The organism is Nonomuraea sp. ATR24 (assembly GCF_041950485.1).
Lineage (GTDB): Bacteria > Actinomycetota > Actinomycetes > Streptosporangiales > Streptosporangiaceae > Nonomuraea > Nonomuraea ceibae.
Map to the genome: position 1 here is coordinate 135,062 of NZ_JBGNUU010000007.1, position 19,875 is coordinate 154,936.

Here is a 19,875-nt window from a genome sequence, read left to right on the forward strand (position 1 = left end):
GTCCCTGCCCGTCGGCCGCCGGGGCGCGGCCACCCTGACGGAGGGGGCGATTCATTTGCAGATAGTCGAAAAGCGGGCCGTCGTGCGGTGGAGGCGACAGGGGGACGGACGCACAGTGAGTGCCGTCACGACTCCCAGGAAAGGCGGACCCGTTGCCTCATCCCCCTACCGAGACCGCGCTGGCGGATCTGGCCGGACTGTGGCGGATCCGGGTCTTCGAGGAGACCGTCACCCGCCTGCGGGTCGAGGAGCGGATCGCCGGGTCGGTCCACCTGTGCATCGGCCAGGAGGCCGTCCCGGTGGGCGCCTGCGCCGCGCTCGACCTGACGCGTGACGCCGTGTTCGCCACCTACCGAGGTCACGGCTGGGCGCTGGCCTGCGGCGCCGACCCGGCGGCGCTGTTCGCCGAGTTGCTGGGCCGGGAGACGGGCACCAACGGCGGGCGGGCCGGCTCGGCGTACCTGTCGGATCCCGGCCACGGCTTCTACGGCGAGAACTCCATCGTGGGTGCGCACGCCCCCATCGCCGTCGGCGCCGCGCTGGCCGCCCGGTACGACGGCTCCGGCCGGGTCGCGCTCGCGGTGTTCGGCGACGGGGCGATGAACCAGGGCGCCGTCCACGAGGCCATGAACATGGCGAGCGCCTTCGACCTGCCGGTCGTCTTCGTGGTGGAGAACAACCGGTACTCCGAGCTGACGCCGATCGCCGCGATGGTCAGGGACGACGACCTGGTCTCGCGCGCCGCCGCGTACGGCATGCCGGGCTCGTGGGTGAACGGCAACGACGTCGGCGCCGTCCGGCGCGTGGTCGCCGAGGCGGTGGACGCCTGCCGGTCCGGCCGGGGGCCCGTCCTCGTCGAGGCGCACACCCAGCGGCTGGTCGGCCACTACATCGGCGACGCGCAGACGTACCGGCCGCGTGACGAGGTGGAGGCCGCCCGCGCCACGGAGCCGATCGTCGTGCTGACCTCGGCCCTGCGCGCGGCAGGGGCCGGCGACGCGGAGCTCGCCGCGGTCGAGGCCCGGGCGCGCGCCCAGATCGCGGCCGCGGCGGTCACCGCGCTCGCCGCGCCGCCGGCCGACCCCGCCACCGTGAAGGAGCACGTGCATGGCTGAGATCACCTACGCCCAGGCCGTCAACGCCGCGCTGCGCCGCGCCCTCGCGGAGGACCCGGGCACCCTGCTGTTCGGCGAGGACGTCGCGCTCCCCGGCGGGGTCCACGGCGTGACCCGCCGCCTGCGCCGGGAGTTCGGCGAGCGCGTCTTCGACACGCCCATCTCCGAGTCGGCCATCCTCGGCGGGGCCGTGGGCGCGGCCATGATGGGGCTGCGGCCCATCGTGGAGATCATGTGGGCGGACTTCGCGTTCGTCGCGTTCGACCAGTTGATCAACCAGGCGGCCAACGTCCGGTACGTCTCCCGGGGCAGGCTGACCGCGCCGATGACCGTACGCACCCAGCAGGGCGCGACACCCGGTTCCTGCGCCCAGCACTCCCAGAGCGTGGAGGCGCTGTTCGCGCACGTCCCCGGCCTGCGGGTGTGCCTGCCCGCCACCCCGCAGGACGCCTACGACCTGCTGCTGGCCGCGATCGGCTGCGACGATCCGGTCGTCGTCATCGAGAGCCGGGAGCTCTACCACTCGCTCAAGGGCCCGGTCGACCAGGACGGGCCCCGGGCCCCGATCGGCGGCGCGCGCGTCCACCGCGCGGGGTCCGACCTCTCCGTGGTGACCTGGGGGCCGATGCTGCACACGGTGCTGGAGGCCGCCCGGGTCCTGGAGTCGTCCGGCGTCAACGTGGAGGTGATCGACGCCCGCTGGATCGACCCGTTCGACACGGACACCGTCGTGGACAGCGTCTCGCGTACGGGCCGCCTGGCGGTGGTCCACGCGGCCAACCTGACCGGCGGCTTCGGCGCGGAGGTCGTCGCGCGGGTGGTCGAGCGCGGGGTGCCGCTGTCGGCGCCGCCGCTGCGGATCGCCACCGAGGACCTGCGGATCCCCGCCGCGCCCGCGCTCCAGCGGGCCGCGATCCCCGGCCGTGACACGGTGGCCGGGCGGCTGCTCTCGATGTTCGCGCCCGCGACGACCGCGTGACGGCCACGTGACGGGCGGGCGTCCGGTCAGTCGCGGCCCGGCACGGCCAGGTGATGACCGCGCAGGAGGTTCGTCGCGATGGCGGCGGCCTCCTGCACGGCGGCGATCAGGTCGCGCTGGGCGGTCCTGAACCGCGTGGCGGGCACCGACACCGTGTACGAGCCCGCCGGAGCGCCGTCCTGGCCGAAGTACGCGGCGGAGGCGCAGCAGATGCCGTCGCTGAACTCCTCCAGGTCGAGCGCGAAGCCCTGCCTGCGGATGTTGCCGAGCTCCACGGTCAGGCTGTCGACGTCGCCGAGGGTGCGCGCGGTCAGCCGCCGCAGCTCGACCCCGCCGAACATGATCTCGATCTGCTCGTGCGGCAGGTGCGCCAGCACCGCCTTGCAGGAGGCGCGGGCGTGCGTGTCGCCGGTGTAGCCGACGTCCAGGCCGCGTACGCCGAGCGCCTGCTCACCGGCGATGAACTGCAGCAGGGTGATGACGCCGTGGTGCCAGCCGCTGACGTACGAGGTCTCCCGCGTCCGGGCGTGCAGCCTGGCCAGGATCGCGAACAGCTCGGGAAGGGGCTCGAACCTGGCACGCAGTTGCCTGCCGAGGGAGGCGCCGCCCGGGCCGACGTCGATGCGCCCGCCGGGCAGCCGCACGACGTAGCCGCCCGCCTTGAGCGTGCGCAGGATGTGGTAACAGCGGCCGAGGCTGAGGCCGAGCTGCCGGCTGAGGCTCTTGGCCGTGGCCTGGCCGTCCGCGAGGGCGACGGCGCGCAGCACGTCGATACCTCGCAGCAGGGTTTGCAGGCTGCCGTCGCCCTCGACGGCGGATGGCGGCAGAACGGTGTCGGTCATGCTGGGCTCCCGGGCTGGTCGCCCGCACGCTATGCCGCGAGCGGGCAGGTCACGGGTCCGTCGAAGCGAGTTTTCGACTATAGCGAAAGGCCGGGCCGGCCCCGGGCCGGTGCGCGGGGCCGCGGGCCATACTGCCAACCGCACAATCGACGGACCCGGAAGGATCACATGCTCAGCTCCGAGCAGTTCCGGTCGCGCTTCCCCGCGTTGCAGCGCCACGTCTGGCTGGACACGCCGGCGAGCCCGCCCGCCGCGCTCGAGGTCGCGCACGCGCTGCAGGCGGCCCTGGACTCATGGCTGTACGGCGACTTCGACTGGCAGGAGTGGGACCGCGCCTCCGGCGCCGCCAGGAGCTCGGTCGCCCGCCTGCTGGGTGTCGCCGAGGAGCGGGTCGCCGTCGTGGGCTCGGTCGCCGAGGCCGCCGCGACGGTCGCCAAGTCCCTGCCGCCCGGCCGGATCGTGGTGCCCGCCCAGGAGTTCCGGAGCAACCTGTTCCCGTGGCGGCAACTGGAGTCCGCCGGGCACGAGGTGACGCTGGTGCCGCCCCGGGACGGCCGCACCCGGACCGAGGACCTGGTGGCGGCGCTCGATCCGCGCACCGCGCTGCTCGCCGTCAGCGACGTGCTGTCGATCGACGGCCACCGCGCCGACCTGCCCGCGCTGCGCCGGGCCGCGGACGGCGTGGGCGCGCGGCTGTTCGTCGACGCGACCCAGTCGCTCGGCGCGCTCCGCCTCGACCTCGACCGCGTACGCCCCGACTACCTCGCCGTGCACGGCTACAAGTGGATGCTGTGCCCGCGCGGGGCCGCCTGGCTGGTCACGGCGCCCGACCACGTCGGCGGGCTGGTTCCGCTGCTGCCGAGCTGGAAGTCCACCGAGCCCCCGCACGGCTACTTCGGCGGGCCGTACGTCACCGCCGGCAGCGCGGCGCGCTGCGACACCTCGCCCGCCTGGCTGTCCTGGGTCGGCGCGCTGCCCGCGCTGGACCTCCTGCTCGCTCTCGACGCCGAGCGGGTCGAGAGCCACTGCCTGCGGCTGGCCGCCGAGTTCCGGGAGCGCGTGGCCGAGACGGAGGCCGGCGCCCCCCTTCCCGGCAGCGGGAGCCACATCGCGGTGGTGCGCGTCAGCGACCCCGACGCGGTCCGGGCCCGGCTGGCCCGGGAGGGCGTGCGCGCCACCCTGCTCGGCGACCGGCTGCGGGTGGGCTTCCACTATTTCAACGACGGCGCCGACGTCGAACGGGCCGTCGACGCGCTGCGGGACCGGAAGAGGCGAGCGTCATGATCAACCGCTGGAACCCTGCCGGGGTCCCGGCGCCCGTCGGCCGCTACAGCCATGTGGCCGCGGTGCCGGGGGGCACCACGCTGGTGTTCGTCTCGGGGCAGGTGGGGAACCTGGCGGACGGCTCGCTCGCGGGCCCGGACGCCCTGTCGCAGACCCGCCAGGCGTTCGCCAACCTGCGGTCCGTGCTGGACGCGTGCGGGGCGGGGCCAGACGACGTGGTCAAGCTGCTGACCTTCGTGGCCGGCGCGGAGCACCTGCCCGGCTTCCGTGCGGCCCGGGACGAGGTGTTCGACGCGTGGTATCCCGGCGGCGACGTCCCGGCGCACTCCCTGGCCGTCGTCGCCGCGCTGGCCGACCCGGCGCTCACGGTGGAGATCGAGGCCGTCGTCGCGGTGGACGGCGATCTCCGGGCGCCGGGGCCCGGCCCGGGTCACCTGGCCAGTTCGTAGAGCTGCGACACCCGGCCGCCCTGCCTGGCGTACACCCACACGCGGGCGGTGCCGGGCACCGGCGCGAGGTCCATGATCTCGGTCGGCCCCTCGGGGAGCGGGTGCTCGGTCCACCGCCCGTCCTTGACGTGCAGCAGGTACGGTCTGCGCCCCTGGTCGGGGTTGGCCGCGATCCACACCCCGCCCTCGGTGTCCGCCCGCGCGACGGTCAGCGCGGTCCCGGGCATCGGGCGTTCCACCCGTCTCCACGTCCCGCCCGCCCAGCGCAGGACCACGCCCTCCTTGGCCGTGTAGCGCAGGCAGGCGCCGGGCTTCTCCACCAGGACCGAGCCCACGGCCCAGGCGTCGTCACGGCGGGGCACGGCCAGCGCCTGGATCGAGAACCTCGGCCACCCCGTGCTGACGCAGCCCGCGCCGGTGGGGCTGGGGGACGGGACCGGGACCTGGGGCAGGGGGTGGACGCTCCACCGGGAGCCCTCCCACCGGATGGCCTGGGTCGCGCCGCCGGCCTGCTGGATCGCCCAGACCTGATCGGGCCCGGAGGCGGCGACCCGTTCCAGCCATGCCGAACCCGCCTCGCCCGCGGGACTGACCACCGGCTTCCACCTGCCGCCGTCCCGCCGGTGCAGGTACCAGCCGCCGTACTCGCCGGTCTCGGCCAGCCACGCCTCGCCCTTGGCCGGGACCGCCAGGTCCCTGACGTCGAGGTCGTCGTAGGGAGAGGACCGGGGGCGTCTCACCCACTGGCCCCGCGCCCACTGCCACACGCTGCCGGACACCAGCCAGAGGTCGTCACCCGCCGGTGACGTCCGGAAGCCGAAGCCGTAACCCGCCGGGGTGAAGGAGCCGGGCGGCTCGGTGCGCCGCCAGGCGCGCCCGTCCCACCGCATCATCAATGCCCGGTCGCCCGCGACGAAGGCCCACGCCTGCCCCGAGCTCGTGGCGGCGACGGAGTGCCACCGGTGCTCGCCGGACCCGTTCCAGGTGTGCGTCAGCCGCCACGACCCGCCCGGGTCCGCCGGCGTCCTGGCGGGTGATCCGGCGCTGGGGGCGCACGCCGTGAGCAGCAGAAGCAGGACCCAGACCAGCCGCATAGCGGCCCATCCTAGGACGCTTCACACCGGTCAGGTGGGCTCTTCCAGTTTGCCGGCGATCTCCTCCAGGGCCGCCAGGTCGGCGGGCGAGAGCCGGTCGATGACGTGGCGGCGGACCGATTCGAGGTGGGCGGGGGCGGCGTCCTCCAGCGTTTCGAGGCCGTGGTCGGTGAGGACGAGGTAGCAGCCCCGGCCGTCGTCCGGGTCGGGCTCGCGCCGCAGCAGGCCGCGGGCCTCCATGCGGGTGGCGTGCCGGGACAGGCGGCTGCGCGACCAGCCCATCTTGGCGGCCTGCTCGTGCAGCGTGCTGGTGCGGCCGGGGCGTTCGGACAGCGTGCTCAGAACCTCGTAATCAGGGTCGGACAGGCCGAGTTCGGCCAGGTCGCGCGCGGTGCGCGTCTGGACCGCGATCATCATGCGCCGCAGGGCACGCCACGCCCGTTCCTCGTCGGCTTCGAGCCAGCGCACCGTGGCGTGAGACTGCTTCTTTGACATGTAAACAAGTTACCAGGTACGGTCGTTTCCATGTCAACGAAAACTACGCGTGTCCTCGTCCTGGTGTGCAGCACCCGTCCCGGCGCCCTCGGCCCGGCCGTGGGGGAGTGGCTGATCGACGCGATCGCGCCCCGGGCGGCCGAACTCGGCGTGGAGCTCGTGCCCGTGGCCCTCGGCGACCTGGCCCTGCCGTTCCTCGACGAGGAGGAGCACCCGTCGTCCGGCGTCTACCGGCAGGAGCACACCAAGCGGTGGAGCGCGATGGTGGACGCCGCGGACGGCTTCATCGCCGTCACGCCCGAGTACAACTACGGCATGCCGGCCACGTTCAAGAACGCCCTGGACTACCTCGGCCGCGAATGGGCGTGGAAGCCGATGGGGTTCGTCAGCTACGGCAACACCTCGGCGGGCACCCGGGCGGTCCAGCACGCCAAGCAGGTGGTGACGGCACTGCGCATGGTGCCGCTGGGCGCCACGGTCGCGCTGCGCATCGCCGATACGGTGGAGAACGGGCGGCTACGCCCGGACGCCGCCCGCGATTCGGCCGCCGCCGGGATCCTGGACGAGCTCGTCGGCCTCGCCCACGGCCTGCGTCCGATGCGCGAGCGGATCCGCTCGACGCCGGGGCCGCTGCCGGGCTCGTACGTCCGGGAGCTGACTCCTGACGACGCGGCGGAGGTCCTGGTGCTCCAGCGCTGCTGCTGGATGGACGAGGCTCAGGCCAACGACACGCTGGACATCCCCGCCCTAAGGGAGTCGCTGGAGCAGGTGCGCGCGTGGCTGGGCGCCTGGCAGGGCACGGGCCTGTGGCGGGACGGGCGGCTGCTGGGCATGGTGCGCACCCGGCGCGCGGGCGACGACTGGCACGTGGGCCGGCTCGGCGTCGCCCCCGACCTGCGCGGACAGGGTGTCGGGCGCTGGCTGCTGCGCCGGGCCGAGGCCGCCGCCGACGCGGACTGCCGCCGCGTCGTGCTGTCCACCGGCGCCGGGAGCCGCCACAACCTCGCCCTCTACCACGCCGAGGGCTACCGCACGGAGTCGTCCGACGGCGCGACGGCCTCGCTCGTCAAGCCGACGCCCGCGGGCGCCGCCGTGGGGGAGCCGGCGGGCGTGGTGTGAGGGGCGGGCCGCTACGAGGCCGCCTCCAAGGGCAGGTCGCTGCCGCGCCAGGTGGCCGCCAGCTCCTCGACCGGCAGGCCGAGCGCCTCGCCGAGGCAGACGATCGTGCCGAAGCCGGGAGACGGGAGCCGTCCGGTCTCGATCTTGCGCAGGGTCTCCGGCGAGATGCCGGCCGCCTGCGCGACCTCGGCCAGGTCGCGGCCCGCTCGCGCGTGGCGCAGGAGGGCGCCGAGACGCCGGCCGGCTTCGATCTGCTCGCGTGTGAGCGGTTGGCGGACCATGCGCCCCAGGATAGTGCCGGTATAACTATACCGGCAAGCGCCCGGATGGCGGTATAGTTATACCGACACTCTAGGACGCGAGGTAACCGTGATCGAACTGAAGACGCCTGCGGAGATCGAACGCATGCACGTGGCCGGGCGGTTCGTCGCCGAAGTGCTCTCCGAGGTCGGCCGGCTCGCCGACGTGGGCGTCAACCTCCTGGACCTTGAGCACCACGTACGCGGCATGATCAAACGACGTGGCGCGGAGTCGTGCTACTGGGACTACGCGCCCTCCTTCGGGGACGGCCCGTTCCGCAACGTCATCTGCCTGTCGGTCAACGACGCCGTCCTGCACGGACTGCCTCACGACTACACCCTGCGTGACGGCGACGTGCTCAAGGCCGACCTCGCGGTCGGCATCGACGGCTGGGTGGCCGACTCGGCCCGTACGGTCATCGTCGGGACCCCCGCCGAGGAGGACCTGCGGATCGTCCGCGCCACCGAGGAGGCGCTGGAGGCGGCGATCGAGGCGGCCCGGCCGGGCAACCGCCTGGGCGACATCTCGGCGGCCATCTGGGCGGTCGCCAGCGACTACGGCTACCCGGTCAACACCGAGTTCGGCGGGCACGGCATCGGGCGCACCATGCACGAGGGGCCGCACGTGTCGAACAAGGGCAAGGCGGGGCGCGGCCTCGCGCTCCGGCCCGGCCTGACGCTGGCGATCGAGCCCTGGTTCGCCCGGACGACCGACCGGATCGTCTACGACCCCGACGGCTGGACCATCCGGTCGGCCGACGGCTCGCGTACGGCCCACTCCGAGCACACGGTGGCCATCACCGAGGACGCCGCCCTGGTGCTCACCCGGCGCGAACCGGACGAAACGGCCTGAGATTTCGCGGTCACGAGCGGCCGGTCAGCGCCGCCAGTGTCTGGGCCTCGGGCCGGGGCGAGGCGATCCGGTTCCACGGGAACAGTGACAGCGCCCTGGCCATCGCGCAGGTGTCGGTGAGCGCGGAGAAGGTCAGGCCCGCGCCGATCGCCCCGGCCACCCACGTCAGCGGCCGCCAGGCCATGCCGCCGGCGACCCCGGCGAGCACGAGGGTGCCCGCCACCATGCGGACCTGGCGTTCCATCGCCCAGGCGCCGCGCCCGTGGTTCAGCGGGGCGCCCTCGCTCTGCCAGGCGGTCAGGCCGCCGTCGAGCACGCTCACGGCCGGCAGGCCCGCCGCGGCGGCGATCGCGTGGGCGTCGCGGGCGCGCACGCCGGAGTGGCAGACCAGGACGACGTGGTCGTCGTGCCGGGCGGCGAGGCCGGCGGCGTGCTTGCGGATGAGGTCGAGGGGGACGTTGGCCGAGCCTGGGATGTGGCTCGCCGCGAACTCCCCGGGGCTGCGGACGTCGATGAGCCGGACGCCCGCGCCGCTGTCGAGCAGGGCGCGGACCTGTGCGGTGGTGAGGGTGGTCATGTGCTGGCCTTTCTGGTCGGTACGTTCTCGGCGCGCGGCGGGTCAGGCGGCCATGGCGAGCCCGGCGGAGGCGGCGCGGTCGAAGGCGTCGTTCACCAGCACGACCTCGCGTCCCGTCCTGGCGAGCAGTGAGGCGGCGGCGGTGGCGCGGTAGCCGCTGCCGCAGTGCACCCAGACGGTCCCGGCGGGGATCTCGCCGGCGCGGGCGGCGAGCTCGGGCAGCGGCACGTGCACGGCGCCGTCGAGGTGGGCGGCGTCCCACTCGTTGCCGAGCCGCACGTCGAGGATCACGTCGGGGGCGGGCAGCCCGGCCGGCACGTCACCCGCCAGCGCGGCCGCCAGTCCGGCGAACGTGGCCGTGCGCAGCTCCCGCACCTGGGCGGGGTCGTCGGCGAGCCGCCGGGGCGTGCCGGTGGCCGCGGCGGCGACCCGGTCGACGCCGATGCGCACGAGCTCCCGCTGCGCGTCGGCGACCTGCTCGGGCGTCTCGCCGATGAGGGTGAGCGGCGCGCCCCGGTCGATCAGCCAGCCGAGCCAGGTGGCCATCGGGCCGTCCAGGCCGAGGCTGACGGTGCCGGTCAGGTGGGCCTCGGCGTAGGCCGTGCGGTGGCGCAGGTCGACCACCCATTCGCCGGCCTCCAGCCGTGCGCGCAGCTCGCCGGGGGTGATGCCGGGCGGGCGGCGCAGGTCGACCGGATCGGGGCCGTGCAGGTTGATGACGCCCATGTGCGCGTAGTAGGCGGGGTAGGCGTCGAGCCCGGCCAGCGTCCGGCTGACGAACTCGTCCTCGGCCAGGTGCAGCGCCGGGTTGACCCGCCGCTCGCGTTCGATGGTGGAGTCGTCGCCGGACGCCTGGGTGGCCGAGCAGAAGCTGCCGAAGCCGTGGGTCGGCCAGACGGCGGCGCCGCCGGGCAGCAGGTCGGACAGCTTGCGCACCGAGGCGTGCTGCTCACGGGCGAGCGTGTCGGCGTGCTCGGCGCCCAGCAGGTCGGTGCGGCCCGTGGTGCCGAACAGCAGCGAGCCGCCGGTGAACACGCCCCGCACGCCGTCGGCGCCCTCCAGCACGTAGGACAGGTGGTGGAAGGTGTGGCCGGGCGTGGCCAGGACGCGCAGGCGCAGCTCGGGCGAGACCTCGACGACGTCGCCGTCGGCCAGCGGCAGGTGCGGGAACGGCGGCCGGTCGGCGGCGGCGAAACCGTACTGGGCGCCGGTCAGCCTGGCCAGCTCCAGCCCGCCGGAGACGTAGTCGTTGTGCACGTGCGTCTCGACGACGTGGGTGATGCGCGCGCCGACGCGACCGGCCAGGGCGAGCACCCGGTCGACGTCGCGCTGCGGGTCGACCACGACCGCGACCTGCCCGTCGGTGGCCAGATAGCTGTGGTCGCCCAGCGACGAGGTCGCGATGACGTGGACGTCGATGCTCATCATTCCTCCTACACCCCCGGGGGTATCCGGGCCAGACATTGCGCTCATCGCCTTCCCGCGTCGCGGGACTTCAGGCCAGCGCCAGGAAGAGCTTCTCCAGCTCCTGCTCGGTCATGGGCGGCTCGTCGCCGCGCTCGCGGGCGGCCTGGCAGTGCCGCAGCCCGGTGGCCACGATCTTGAATCCGGCCCGGTCAAGCGCCCGCGAGACGGCGGCGAGCTGGGTGAGCACGTCGGCGCACTCCTCGCCGTCCTCGATCATCGAGATCACGCCGGCCAACTGCCCGTGCGCCCGGCGCAACCGGGTCAACGCGTCGCCCACGAGGGCGGGGGTCATCTCCATGACACCGAGCATACCCCCGCCCGTATAGTGGGCTAGCTCACGACCTTGTCCAGCAGGCCGGCCACCTCGGCGGGCCTGAAGACGAACCCCGCGTGCGACGTGTCCAGGGTGTGCACGTCGTACGGGTTGCCGGGCGTGAGCGCGTCGGCCTCGGCGATCAGCCTGTCCTGCATGGCCACCGGCAGCGACCGGTCGCCGGTGAGCCGGACGTAGGAGCGGGCGATCGTGCCCCAGGTCGCGGCGTCGACGCGGGCGTCGGCCGTCATCACCGCGATCGACTCGTCCGGCTGCAGGATGTTGAGGAAGGCGCGGAACCGCTCGTCGCTGACGTCCGCCAGGGTGGCGGCCTTCAGCGCGTCGAGCAGCTCCACGTCGGCGGTGCGGTAGTTGGCCCGGCCGACGCCGAGCCGCGCGGGATCGCCGACGTTGAAGGCCGCCAGCGGGGCCATCAGGTTGTCCGCGAACTCGGGCTCCTGCATGTACGCGATCGGGTTGGGGAGCCGTACGCACGACCAGGCGGAGATGTAGACGAGCCGGCTCACCAGCTCGGGGATCGCGTTGCCGACGCCGGAGATGGTGACGCCGCCGAGGCTGGCCGCCACGAGCACCACCGGCCCGTGCTCCGCCAGCCGCCGGACCACGCCGGTGACCGCGTCGACGTTGTCCTGCAGGGTGACCCCGGCCAGCGTCGACGGCTCGGCCGCCCACGCGTCGAGGTCCTGCGGAGCCTGGTAGGAGATCGGGTACTGCGCGTCGAGGCCGTGGCCCGGCAGGTCGACGGCGTAGCTGCGGTGACCGAGCAGGGCCAGCTCACGCTGGACCGAAGCCCACATGAAAGAGCTGCTGCCGGAGCCGTGCACCAGCACGAACGTGGGCGACGACGAAGAAGAGTGGTTGGATCGCATGAAGAACAGTCCGTTCGCTGAAAAGGCATGACGAAGACGCGTGCGCTGGTCGCTCGGCGACCGGCGGGCGCAGGCCGCTTCAGCTGCAGCGCGAACGGATGAACTTCTGGATCATGGCCGACACCCTACCATTCGGTGACCTTGTTCTATGATCACGGGCTCATGAGCCAATCGCCCACGCTGTCCGTCAAGGAAATCCGCACGGACCGACTCCTGCTCCGCAGGGCGGTATACGCGTCCGACCGTGACGGGCTCATCGAGCTCTCGACCGATCCCGAGGTCCAGGCACATCTCGGCGGCCCCCGGCCGCTGGACGAGGTCGAGCGGCATCTCGGCACGGTCATGGCCGCCGGCGAGACCTCCGCGCCCGGCAGCTTCATCGTCGCGGACACCGCGACGGGCCAGGTCGTCGGCTCGCTGATGCTGTCCCGGCGGCCGGCCGACCGCGCCGGTCACGTCACCGAGGAGGGCGGGGAGCTGGAGCTGGGCTACCTGCTGCGCCGCCACGCCTGGGGGGCCGGGTACGCGTTCGAGGCCACGACCGCCGCCTTGCGCGCCGCGGCGGCCGAGCTTCCCGACCAACCGGTCCTGATCGTGACGCAGTCCACGAACGCGCGATCCCTGCGGCTCGCCGCCCGCCTCGGCTTCCGGCCGGTCAGCACGTTCCACGAGTACGACGCCGAGCAGACCCTCTGCACCGCCCCCTTGGCCGCCTTCCGCGCCTGATCCGCACCGGCGCCTCCCGAGTGGCGTCATCTTTGGTTGACGCCCGGAGGATCGTCAACCTAGGATGACGGCACTGCGGTGACGGCCCCTCGGGCGCGCCGCATCCGGGCAGCGGCGAGGAGGACGACATGGCGGCTCCATCAGTGACACGAGAGGCCCTCGCGGTCGCCGTGACAGCCAATCTGCCGGTCATCCTCTGGGGTGCGCCGGGCACCGGCAAGACGTCCGCGGTGACCGCGCTCGGCGCGGCCGTCGGCCTGCCGGTCGAGGTGGTGGTCGGCTCGATCCGCGAGCCCAGCGACTTCTCCGGGTTGCCGGTGCTGCGTGAGGGCGGCACCTGGTTCGCACCGCCGCGCTGGGCCGAGCGGCTCGCCGCCGAGGGGGGCGGCCTGCTGTTCCTCGACGAGCTGACCACCGCGCCGCCGGCCGTGCAGGCCGCCATGCTGCGGGTGGTGCTGGAGCGCACGGTCGGCGACCTGGTGCTGCCGGACGAGGTGCGGATCGTGGCCGCCGCCAACCCGCCGGACCAGGCCGCCGACGGCTGGGACCTGTCCGCGCCGCTGGCCAACCGGCTGATTCACCTGACGTGGCAGGTGTCGGCCGAGGACATCGCCGAGGGCTTCACCGGCGGCTTCCCCGTACCGGAGTTCAACGTGAAGGACACGGCCGGGCCCGCCGAGACGGCCAGGGCCCGGGCGCTGGTCGGGGCGTTCCTGCGGGTGCGGCCGGAACTCGTGCTGGCGGTGCCCGACAGCCCGGATCGGGCAGGACGCGGCTGGCCCAGCCCGCGCAGCTGGGAGATGGCCGCGGGGGCGGTCGCCGCGTGCGAGCACCTGGGCGCGGACGAGCCGGTCCTGGCCGAGCTGGTGCTCGGCGCGGTCGGTGAGGCGGCCGGGTTCGAGCTGCTGTCCTGGCGGCGCAACCTCGACCTGCCCGACCCGCAGACCCTGCTGGACGACCCGCGGGCCCCGCTGCCGGAGCGGCTCGACCGGCTGCACGCCCTGCTCGGCGCCGTGGTGGCGTACGTGCGCTCGGACGCCACGGCCGGCACGTGGGAGCGGGCCTGGGCGGTGGTGGCCCGGGTCGCGCGCACGGCCCCCGACGTGGCGGCGACCGCGGCCCGGTCGCTGGCCCGTTGCCGGCCCGAGGGCGCGACCCTGCCCAGGACGATGCTCGAACTCGCGCCGGTGCTGCGCTCGGCGGGGCTCATGCCATGACCTCCGACCGCCCGCGCGCCACCGATGAGGCGGTGCGCGCCCGCATCGCCGCCGCGCGGCTGTGGGCGGCGCACCAGGCGCCCTACCTCGCCTCGGCCGTCTTCGCCCTCAACCCGGTCGTGCTGGAACCGGCCCTGGACGAGGACACCGGCGCTCCCGTCCCCGACCCCGGCTTCCGCGCCTTCCCCGCCGACACCCGCTGGAACCTGTACGTGGAACCGGGCACCACGCTGGCCACCCCTGTCGAGGAGATCGGCTGGTGGATGCTGCACCAGGTCGGTCACCTGGTGCGCGGCCACGCGGCCCGCGCACCGGTGCGGCCGGAGCCGGGCCACGAGGTGAGCCCCGAGGTCAGCCACGCCGCCGGCCCGGTCCGCGACGAGGAGGCCCACCGCTGGAACCAGGCCGCCGACGCCGAGATCAACGACGACCTGGAGGCCGCCGGCCTGCGCGGCCCGGCCGGCGTGGTGTCGCCCGCCGAGCTGGGGCTTCCGGTCAACCGCACCGCCGAGGAGTACGTGCCGATGCTCGACGTGCTGGCCCAGGCGATGGGCCGGGGCGGGTGGGCGCTGGCCGAGGCGATCGACTGCGGCAGCGCGGTGGACGGGCAGGATCGCGCGTACGAGGACAGCGGCTCCGGCGAAGGACTCACCGAGCTCGACCGGGACCTGCTCGAACGCTCCATCGCGGCCGGCATCCAGGACCGGATCAGCGCGCGCAGCGAGGTGCCGTCGGGGTGGCGCCGCTGGGCCGAGGAGCGCCTGCGCCCTTCGGTGAACTGGCGGGCCCGCCTGGGCGCGATGATCCGGCGCGGGCTGAGCACGGTGGCCGGTCAGGTCGATTTCAGCTATCGCCGCCCGTCGCGCCGCGCCGGCGCGTACGCCGACATCGTGCCGCCGTCGATGGCGCGCGCGGTCCCGGACACGGTGCTGCTGATCGACACCTCCGGCAGTGTCACCGACGACGTGCTGAAGCGGCTGCTGGCCGAGGTGACCGGGATCATCGACGGCGTGGCCGGTCCCCACCGGCGGCTGCGGGCGTTCTGCTGCGACGTCCGCCCGCATCCCGTCCAGGTGGTGCGCCGGGCGAGCGACATCGAACTGACCGGCGGCGGCGGCACCGACATGCGGGCCGGCCTCGATGCGGCGATGGCCCTGCGGCCCCGCCCCGACCTGGTCGTCGTGCTGACCGACGGCGAGACGCCGTGGCCCGGGCGGCGTCCCGGGGCGCAGGTGGTGGTCTGCCTGATCGGCGACGGCGGGCACGCGCCCGACTGGGCGTCCGTGGCTCGCGTGCCGGCGGACGTGCCGGCGAAAGGAGACTCATGACCACGGACCACGCCGACGAGCCGCGCCCCGAGCCGCTGCACGAATGGCGGCGGCGCGGGTTCACCATCGCCGAGGCCCGGCAGTGGATCGAGGACGGCTTCCCGATCCACACCGCCGAGCGGTGGCGCGGGTCCGGCGTCTACACCGCCGCCGAGGCGCGGGCGTGGCGCACCGCCGGAGCCACCCCGTTCACCGTGGATCTGTGGCTGCGGGCCGGCATGACCCCACGGGACGCGGTGCAGTGGCGCGAGCTGGGCTATTCGCCCGAGGAAGCGGCCGACCGGCACCTGGCCGGGGAACGCCCGCACCCGCGCGGCTGGCTGGGGCGGCTGCTGCACCGGGGGGAGCGGCCGGGCGGCGCGTTCGCCGACGAGGAACGCTCCCACAGCATGCGGGAGCTGCTGCGCACCGGCATCCCGGCAGGCCGGGCCCGCCCTTACGTGGAGGCGGGGTGGACGGGCGCCGATGCGGTGGAGTGGGCGAAACGCGGCATCGAGGCGGGCCAGGCGCGGGTCTTCGAAGCGCTCGGCCTGTCCGCCCGCGAGGCCGAACGGGTGCTCTCCTCCGGCCAGGACGCCATCTCCCTGATGACCGAGTTCTGGCGGGCCGGGGTGCCGATCGAGGAGGTGGCGGCCTGGCGCGCGGCGGGGTTCACGGGCGAGGAGGCGGCCCGGATGCGGGCCGAGGGCGTCGGCGTCGAGCAGGCCGAGGTGCTGCGGGCCCTGACCGAGGGCGATGAGCCCGGCCGGGAGGCGTGAGACAGGTGTCGTGCCTCGTGCCGTCAGCGTCCGGCTACGCGCTGCGGGCCCGCTGGTCGATCATGGACACCAGGGTCGAGACCAGCTCCTCAGCCGTGATGTCCCACTTGTCCGCGGACAGGTGGCCGCTGACCTCCAAGTCCGTGATCCCGTGCGCGCTGGTCAGGAGCAGCGCGGCGAACTGACGGGCCTGCCCCGCCCCGATCAGATCGCCGACGACGGCCAGGAACTCGTCCATGGCGCGGTCGGCCGCCCGGGTCGCCGCCTGGATCGCGGCCGGGTCGCCCGCCGGGGTGGTGAACATCAGCCGGTACAGGTGCGGCCGGCGACGGCCGATCGTCATCAGCGCCGACAGGGCGTGCCGCAGCCGGTCGGCCGGGGGCTGCCGTGGATCGGCGCGTACGGCCCGCACCTGCTCCGCGAGCCGGTCCAGGGCTTCGGCCGCCACGGTGGTCAGCAGGCTGTCCTTGTCGGGAAAGTGCCGGTACGGCGCGCCGCGGCTGACCCCCGCCCGTGCCCCGACCTCGCGCAACGTCACCGCGTCCGGGCCGCCGCCGTCCAACAGGTCCGCGGCCGCGTCCAGCAGGGCGCGGCGCGTCGCGGCGGCGGACTCCACGCGGCTGATCACGCCGATCATTCTACCGTTGACACTGTCAGCTGAAGATGCGACCTTGTTCAGGTGACAATGTCATCTGAAAATCGGGAGTGCGTCGTCGTGACCGGAGCCTCGACCGGGATCGGCGCGGCCTCCGCCCGAGAGCTCGCCCGCCGGGGATTCCACGTCCTGGCCGGCGTGCGCCGCGACCAGGACGCCGACGCGCTCCGCGCCCCCGGCATCGAGCCGGTCATCCTCGACATCACCCGGCCCGGCCACATCGCCGGCCTGGCCGCCCGCGTCGGCTCGCGGGCAGGCGCCCTGCGGGCGCTGGTGAACAACGCGGCCGTCTCCGTCAACGCCCCGGTCGAGGCCCTGCCGCTGGAGGAGTGGCGTCGGCTGTTCGAGGTCAACCTGTTCGGGCACGTGGCCGTCACGCAGGCGCTGCTGCCCGCCCTGCTGCGTCACTCCGGCCGCGTGGTCAACGTCAGCTCGGTCGGCGGGAAGGTCGCCATGGCCACGTTCGGCCCCTACGCGGGCACCAAGTTCGCCCTGGAGGCGGTCAGCGACGCGCTGCGCCGCGAGCTGGCTCCGCAGGGCGTGCAGGTGGTGGTCGTCGAGCCCGGCGGGATCCGTACGGAGATGGGCGAACGGGGCATCGCCGCCACGAGCCGGCTGGCCGAGGCCATGGCACCGGAGCTGCGAGACCGTTACGGACCGCTGGTCCAGGCGGTCATCGCGCTGACCGCCGCGGGCACCGCAGGCGGCACGTCCGCCGAGGACGCCGCCCGGGTGATCGCCAAGGCCGTGACAGCCGGCAAGCCGCGCACGCGCTACACCGTCGGCCGCGACGCCGCCCTGCTCACCCGCCTGTCGCGGATCCTGCCGGACCGGCTGCTCGACCGCGTCGCCGCGGCCGTCCTCCGCCCGCACTACCCGAAGACCACCCCCGCGTGAAGCCGGGAAACGCAGGGGGGCGGCCAAGGGAAGCCGGAAGACGAAGGGAGGCGGCCAAGGGAAGCCGGAATCGGACAGGGTGGTCTACGGAAGCCGATCCGGGTCGGCGAGGTGGAGCAGGCCCGGCGGCAGCTCGGGCAACGGCAGGCCGCGCAGCCGGGCGACCTCCCGCACGTGGCGGATCTTCTCGGCCAGGTCGGCGGCCTGGGCGGCGTGGACGCGGGCCGCCTCGGCCCACGCCTGCGGGCGCGGCTCCCGCTCGTCCTCCGCCCTGGCGGCGGCCGCCGCCGCGGCGCGGTCACGCCTGGCCCACTCGGCGAGCAGTTCCTGCAGCTCGCGCAGGGTGCGCAGCTCGGCGCGGGCGGCGTCGCCGTGGTCGGGCGGGTCGTCGGGCAGCGGCGCGGTGCCGTCCAGCCACCAGACGGCGTCCTGCGGGGCAGCCTCCACGCCGGGCAGGATCTCCACCGCCTCGCCGGTGCGGCCGATCGGGGCGAGCAGCAGCAGCGGCGGCGTGGCCAGGGCGTGGGCGATGACGAGCAGCTCCGGCACCGTGATGGAGGCGCGGTGGCCGGACTCCAGCTTGGCGAGGTTGCCGCGCTCCAGCGGGTAGCCGTGAGCGGTGCACCGGTCGGCCAGGCCCTGCACCGACAGGCCCTGGCGCCGGCGGTGGTGGCGGATGTTCGCGGCGACCTGGCGGGTGTAGGCGGCGGTCCAGGAGGTGGCGCTGCTTCCAGGCACGATCCCCACGTTAGCGATCTTGGACGCGGGACACAACAGAAGTTGACTCCTCAGGTCACCTTCGCGGGGAATCGCGGGGGGTCGCCGCGGAGGCTCTAGCCGCGTCCGAGGACGCAGAACTCGTTGCCCTCCGGGTCGGCCAGCACCTTCCACGACACCTCGCCCTGCCCGACGTCGGCGGCCGTGGCGCCCAGCGCGCGCAGCCGCGCCACCTCCGCCTCCTGCTCCTCGACGGGGTGCGGCAGCAGGTCGATGTGGATGCGGTTCCACACGGCGGGCGGGCCGGGAACACGGAGGAACTCCAGGTACGGGCCGGTGCCCTCGGCGGAGCGCAGCCGGGCGTGGTCGTCGCTCACCTCGTGCACGGTCCAGCCCGTGGCCTCGCCCCAGAAGCGGGCCTGGGCCCGGGGGTCCTCGCAGTCGACCACCATCGTGGCGATCGGCCCGGTGTCCCGGTAGACCTCCCGGGGCTCCAGCACGCAGAACACGTTGCCTTCGGGGTCGGCCAGCACCGTCCACGGCACGTCGCCCTGGCCCACGTCGGCAGGCGTCGCCCCCAGCTCCGTCAGCCGGGCGACCAGCTCCGCCTGGTGTTCGGCGGAGGTGGTGGCGAGGTCGAGGTGCACGCGGTACTTCACGGTCTCGGGGTCCGGGACGGCGACGAAGTCGATGTAGAAGCCGTCGGGGTCAGGCCAGTCGAAGCCGTGCGGTTCCAGGTTGGTCACGCCGGGCCCCTCGCTGGAGAGCCGCCAGCCCAGCGCCTCCGCCCAGAACCTGCCGAGCGCCGAGTCGTCCCGGGCCTTGAAGTTCACCTGAACAAGTCGCAGCGTCATGCCGCCCCACCCTATGCCCGGCGGCCCGCCGCCAGGGCGGCCAGGGCGGCGGCCTCCGGGGTGCCCTCCCCGCCGCTGAACACGTGCACCACCAGGCCCGTCTCGCCCGGTCCCGCCGGTACGTGCAGCGTCTCGTAGTCCAGATCCAGCAGCCCGGCCGCCGGATGCCGGAGCCGTTTGCGCCCCGCCGTGCACATCACGATCTCGCCGGAGGCCCAGATGCGGCGGAACTCGGCGCTGCGTTCCGACAGGTCCTTGATCAGGTTGACCAGCTCGGCGTCGCCGGGATACTGCCCGGCGGCGACCCGCAACTGGCCCACGGCCTCGGCCGCCCGGTCCGCCCACTCGGGGTGCACGTCGCGGGAGGCGGGGTCGAGGAACAGGTAGCGGGCCTGGTTCGGGTCGCGGCGGGAGGGGCCGGTGAGGCCGCCGATCAGCTCGGAGCCGAGGGCGTTCCAGGCGACCACGTCGAGGCGGCGGTCGGTGGCGAAGGCGGGGAGGCCGGTCAGGGCGTCCAGCATGCGCCGCAGCGTGGGGCCGACCCGGGCGGCGGGCGCGGGGCCGGACTCGGCGCCGACCAGCGTGGTGAGGTGCCGCCGCTCGGCGGCGTCGAGGCCGAGCGCCCTGGCCAGCGCGTCGAGCACTTCGGGGGACGGCTGGGTGGCTCGTCCCTGTTCGAGGCGTACGTAATAGTCCACGCTGATCCCGGCGAGCTGGGCCAGCTCCTCCCGGCGCAGTCCCGGCACGCGGCGGCGGCGCCCAGCCGTGAGCCCCGTGAGCCCGGCCTGCTCGGGCGCGACGCGCTCGCGGCGGGCGCGCAGGAACGCGCCGAGTGCCCGCCGGGCGTCACCGATCCCGCCGTCCGCGTGGTCGATGGTGTACGTGCCGTCCATGGTGTCCAGTATGGGTTGTCCGGCATGGGTGGCCCTCGCGGTACCAGGACTGCG

General features: G+C 74.4%; 23 protein-coding genes. 11 read left to right on the top strand and 12 right to left on the bottom strand.

The annotated features are described in order from the left end of the window. Nucleotides 1-152 precede the first annotated feature (152 nt). Both ACBI99_RS19805 and ACBI99_RS19810 read left to right on the top strand, forming a co-directional pair. Nucleotides 153-1,115 (top strand): thiamine pyrophosphate-dependent dehydrogenase E1 component subunit alpha, encoded by a 963-nt coding sequence (locus tag ACBI99_RS19805; protein WP_375073019.1) that lies wholly within the window; start codon nucleotides 153-155, stop codon nucleotides 1,113-1,115. Further along, nucleotides 1,108-2,094: an alpha-ketoacid dehydrogenase subunit beta gene (locus tag ACBI99_RS19810; RefSeq protein ID WP_375073020.1), complete on the top strand. Its 987-nt coding sequence runs from the start codon at nucleotides 1,108-1,110 to the stop codon at nucleotides 2,092-2,094. Before ACBI99_RS19805 ends, ACBI99_RS19810 begins: the two co-directional genes overlap by 8 nt. 26 nt (nucleotides 2,095-2,120) lie before the next feature. Here ACBI99_RS19810 and ACBI99_RS19815 read toward each other — a convergent pair whose 3' ends face one another. Then, nucleotides 2,121-2,936, bottom strand: a complete 816-nt coding sequence (locus ACBI99_RS19815) for an IclR family transcriptional regulator (RefSeq protein WP_375073021.1) — start codon at nucleotides 2,934-2,936, stop codon at nucleotides 2,121-2,123. A 168-nt stretch (nucleotides 2,937-3,104) separates the two neighbouring features. Between ACBI99_RS19815 and ACBI99_RS19820 the strand changes: the two genes are divergently transcribed. Beyond that, nucleotides 3,105-4,220, top strand: a complete 1,116-nt coding sequence (locus ACBI99_RS19820; protein WP_375073022.1) for an aminotransferase class V-fold PLP-dependent enzyme — start codon at nucleotides 3,105-3,107, stop codon at nucleotides 4,218-4,220. After that, nucleotides 4,217-4,669, top strand: coding sequence for a RidA family protein (locus tag ACBI99_RS19825; protein WP_375073023.1), 453 nt, complete (start codon nucleotides 4,217-4,219; stop codon nucleotides 4,667-4,669). Before ACBI99_RS19820 ends, ACBI99_RS19825 begins: the two co-directional genes overlap by 4 nt. Here the strand turns inward: ACBI99_RS19825 and ACBI99_RS19830 are convergent. Continuing rightward, entirely contained in the window at nucleotides 4,651-5,763 is a 1,113-nt protein-coding gene (locus ACBI99_RS19830) for a hypothetical protein (RefSeq protein WP_375073024.1), read from the bottom strand. The genes ACBI99_RS19825 and ACBI99_RS19830 overlap by 19 nt on opposite strands. Nucleotides 5,764-5,793: 30 nt before the next feature. Beyond that, nucleotides 5,794-6,258, bottom strand: a complete 465-nt coding sequence (locus ACBI99_RS19835; protein ID WP_375073025.1) for a MarR family winged helix-turn-helix transcriptional regulator — start codon at nucleotides 6,256-6,258, stop codon at nucleotides 5,794-5,796. A gap of 30 nt (nucleotides 6,259-6,288) precedes the next feature. On the opposite strand from ACBI99_RS19835, the gene ACBI99_RS19840 reads away from it, so the two are divergent. Further along, nucleotides 6,289-7,377, top strand: coding sequence for a GNAT family N-acetyltransferase (locus tag ACBI99_RS19840; protein ID WP_375073026.1), 1,089 nt, complete (start codon nucleotides 6,289-6,291; stop codon nucleotides 7,375-7,377). A gap of 11 nt (nucleotides 7,378-7,388) precedes the next feature. Here the strand turns inward: ACBI99_RS19840 and ACBI99_RS19845 are convergent, their stop codons facing one another. After that, on the bottom strand, nucleotides 7,389-7,658 hold the full coding sequence (locus tag ACBI99_RS19845; protein WP_219510698.1) for a helix-turn-helix domain-containing protein: 270 nt from the start codon (nucleotides 7,656-7,658) through the stop codon (nucleotides 7,389-7,391). 88 nt (nucleotides 7,659-7,746) lie between these two features. Between ACBI99_RS19845 and map the strand changes: the two genes are divergently transcribed. Further along, entirely contained in the window at nucleotides 7,747-8,529 is a 783-nt protein-coding gene (gene map, locus ACBI99_RS19850; RefSeq protein WP_357587872.1) for a type I methionyl aminopeptidase, read from the top strand. Between the two features lie 10 nt (nucleotides 8,530-8,539). On the opposite strand, the gene ACBI99_RS19855 is transcribed toward map, so the two are convergent. From ACBI99_RS19855 to ACBI99_RS19870, 4 genes are all read right to left on the bottom strand, one after another. Beyond that, nucleotides 8,540-9,106 carry a rhodanese-like domain-containing protein gene (locus ACBI99_RS19855; protein WP_357587874.1) on the bottom strand — a complete coding sequence of 189 codons (567 nt, stop codon included), beginning with the start codon at nucleotides 9,104-9,106 and terminating at the stop codon, nucleotides 8,540-8,542. 42 nt (nucleotides 9,107-9,148) lie between these two features. Then, nucleotides 9,149-10,531 (bottom strand): rhodanese-like domain-containing protein, encoded by a 1,383-nt coding sequence (locus tag ACBI99_RS19860; RefSeq protein ID WP_375073027.1) that lies wholly within the window; start codon nucleotides 10,529-10,531, stop codon nucleotides 9,149-9,151. A gap of 70 nt (nucleotides 10,532-10,601) precedes the next feature. After that, nucleotides 10,602-10,871: a metal-sensitive transcriptional regulator gene (locus tag ACBI99_RS19865; protein ID WP_357587878.1), complete on the bottom strand. Its 270-nt coding sequence runs from the start codon at nucleotides 10,869-10,871 to the stop codon at nucleotides 10,602-10,604. 32 nt (nucleotides 10,872-10,903) lie between these two features. Further along, the gene (locus ACBI99_RS19870) at nucleotides 10,904-11,776 is read right to left on the bottom strand and encodes an alpha/beta fold hydrolase (RefSeq protein WP_357587880.1); all 873 of its coding nucleotides are present in this window, start codon (nucleotides 11,774-11,776) and stop codon (nucleotides 10,904-10,906) included. Nucleotides 11,777-11,938: 162 nt separating this feature from the next. Here ACBI99_RS19870 and ACBI99_RS19875 point away from each other — a divergent pair, with 162 nt between their 5' ends. The 4 genes from ACBI99_RS19875 to ACBI99_RS19890 all read left to right on the top strand — a co-directional run bounded on the left by ACBI99_RS19875 (nucleotide 11,939) and on the right by ACBI99_RS19890 (nucleotide 15,805). Then, nucleotides 11,939-12,502: a GNAT family N-acetyltransferase gene (locus ACBI99_RS19875; protein ID WP_375073028.1), complete on the top strand. Its 564-nt coding sequence runs from the start codon at nucleotides 11,939-11,941 to the stop codon at nucleotides 12,500-12,502. A 128-nt stretch (nucleotides 12,503-12,630) separates the two neighbouring features. After that, the gene (locus ACBI99_RS19880; protein WP_357587884.1) at nucleotides 12,631-13,719 is read left to right on the top strand and encodes a MoxR family ATPase; all 1,089 of its coding nucleotides are present in this window, start codon (nucleotides 12,631-12,633) and stop codon (nucleotides 13,717-13,719) included. Next, the gene (locus ACBI99_RS19885) at nucleotides 13,716-15,047 is read left to right on the top strand and encodes a VWA-like domain-containing protein (RefSeq protein WP_375073029.1); all 1,332 of its coding nucleotides are present in this window, start codon (nucleotides 13,716-13,718) and stop codon (nucleotides 15,045-15,047) included. Before ACBI99_RS19880 ends, ACBI99_RS19885 begins: the two co-directional genes overlap by 4 nt. Continuing rightward, nucleotides 15,044-15,805 carry a hypothetical protein gene (locus tag ACBI99_RS19890; RefSeq protein ID WP_375073030.1) on the top strand — a complete coding sequence of 254 codons (762 nt, stop codon included), beginning with the start codon at nucleotides 15,044-15,046 and terminating at the stop codon, nucleotides 15,803-15,805. Before ACBI99_RS19885 ends, ACBI99_RS19890 begins: the two co-directional genes overlap by 4 nt. A gap of 34 nt (nucleotides 15,806-15,839) precedes the next feature. On the opposite strand, the gene ACBI99_RS19895 is transcribed toward ACBI99_RS19890, so the two are convergent. Beyond that, the gene (locus tag ACBI99_RS19895) at nucleotides 15,840-16,433 is read right to left on the bottom strand and encodes a TetR/AcrR family transcriptional regulator (RefSeq protein WP_308126037.1); all 594 of its coding nucleotides are present in this window, start codon (nucleotides 16,431-16,433) and stop codon (nucleotides 15,840-15,842) included. Between the two features lie 87 nt (nucleotides 16,434-16,520). Here ACBI99_RS19895 and ACBI99_RS19900 point away from each other — a divergent pair, with 87 nt between their 5' ends. Further along, complete coding sequence (locus ACBI99_RS19900) at nucleotides 16,521-17,357, top strand: SDR family oxidoreductase (RefSeq protein ID WP_375073031.1); 837 nt, start codon at nucleotides 16,521-16,523, stop codon at nucleotides 17,355-17,357. Nucleotides 17,358-17,441: 84 nt separating this feature from the next. On the opposite strand, the gene ACBI99_RS19905 is transcribed toward ACBI99_RS19900, so the two are convergent. The 3 genes from ACBI99_RS19905 to ACBI99_RS19915 all read right to left on the bottom strand — a co-directional run bounded on the left by ACBI99_RS19905 (nucleotide 17,442) and on the right by ACBI99_RS19915 (nucleotide 19,821). Then, entirely contained in the window at nucleotides 17,442-18,095 is a 654-nt protein-coding gene (locus ACBI99_RS19905) for a hypothetical protein (protein WP_375073032.1), read from the bottom strand. 95 nt (nucleotides 18,096-18,190) lie between these two features. Next, entirely contained in the window at nucleotides 18,191-18,928 is a 738-nt protein-coding gene (locus tag ACBI99_RS19910) for a VOC family protein (protein ID WP_219510717.1), read from the bottom strand. A gap of 11 nt (nucleotides 18,929-18,939) precedes the next feature. Further along, nucleotides 18,940-19,821 carry a helix-turn-helix transcriptional regulator gene (locus tag ACBI99_RS19915; RefSeq protein WP_375073033.1) on the bottom strand — a complete coding sequence of 294 codons (882 nt, stop codon included), beginning with the start codon at nucleotides 19,819-19,821 and terminating at the stop codon, nucleotides 18,940-18,942. Between the last annotated feature and the right edge of the window lie 54 nt (nucleotides 19,822-19,875).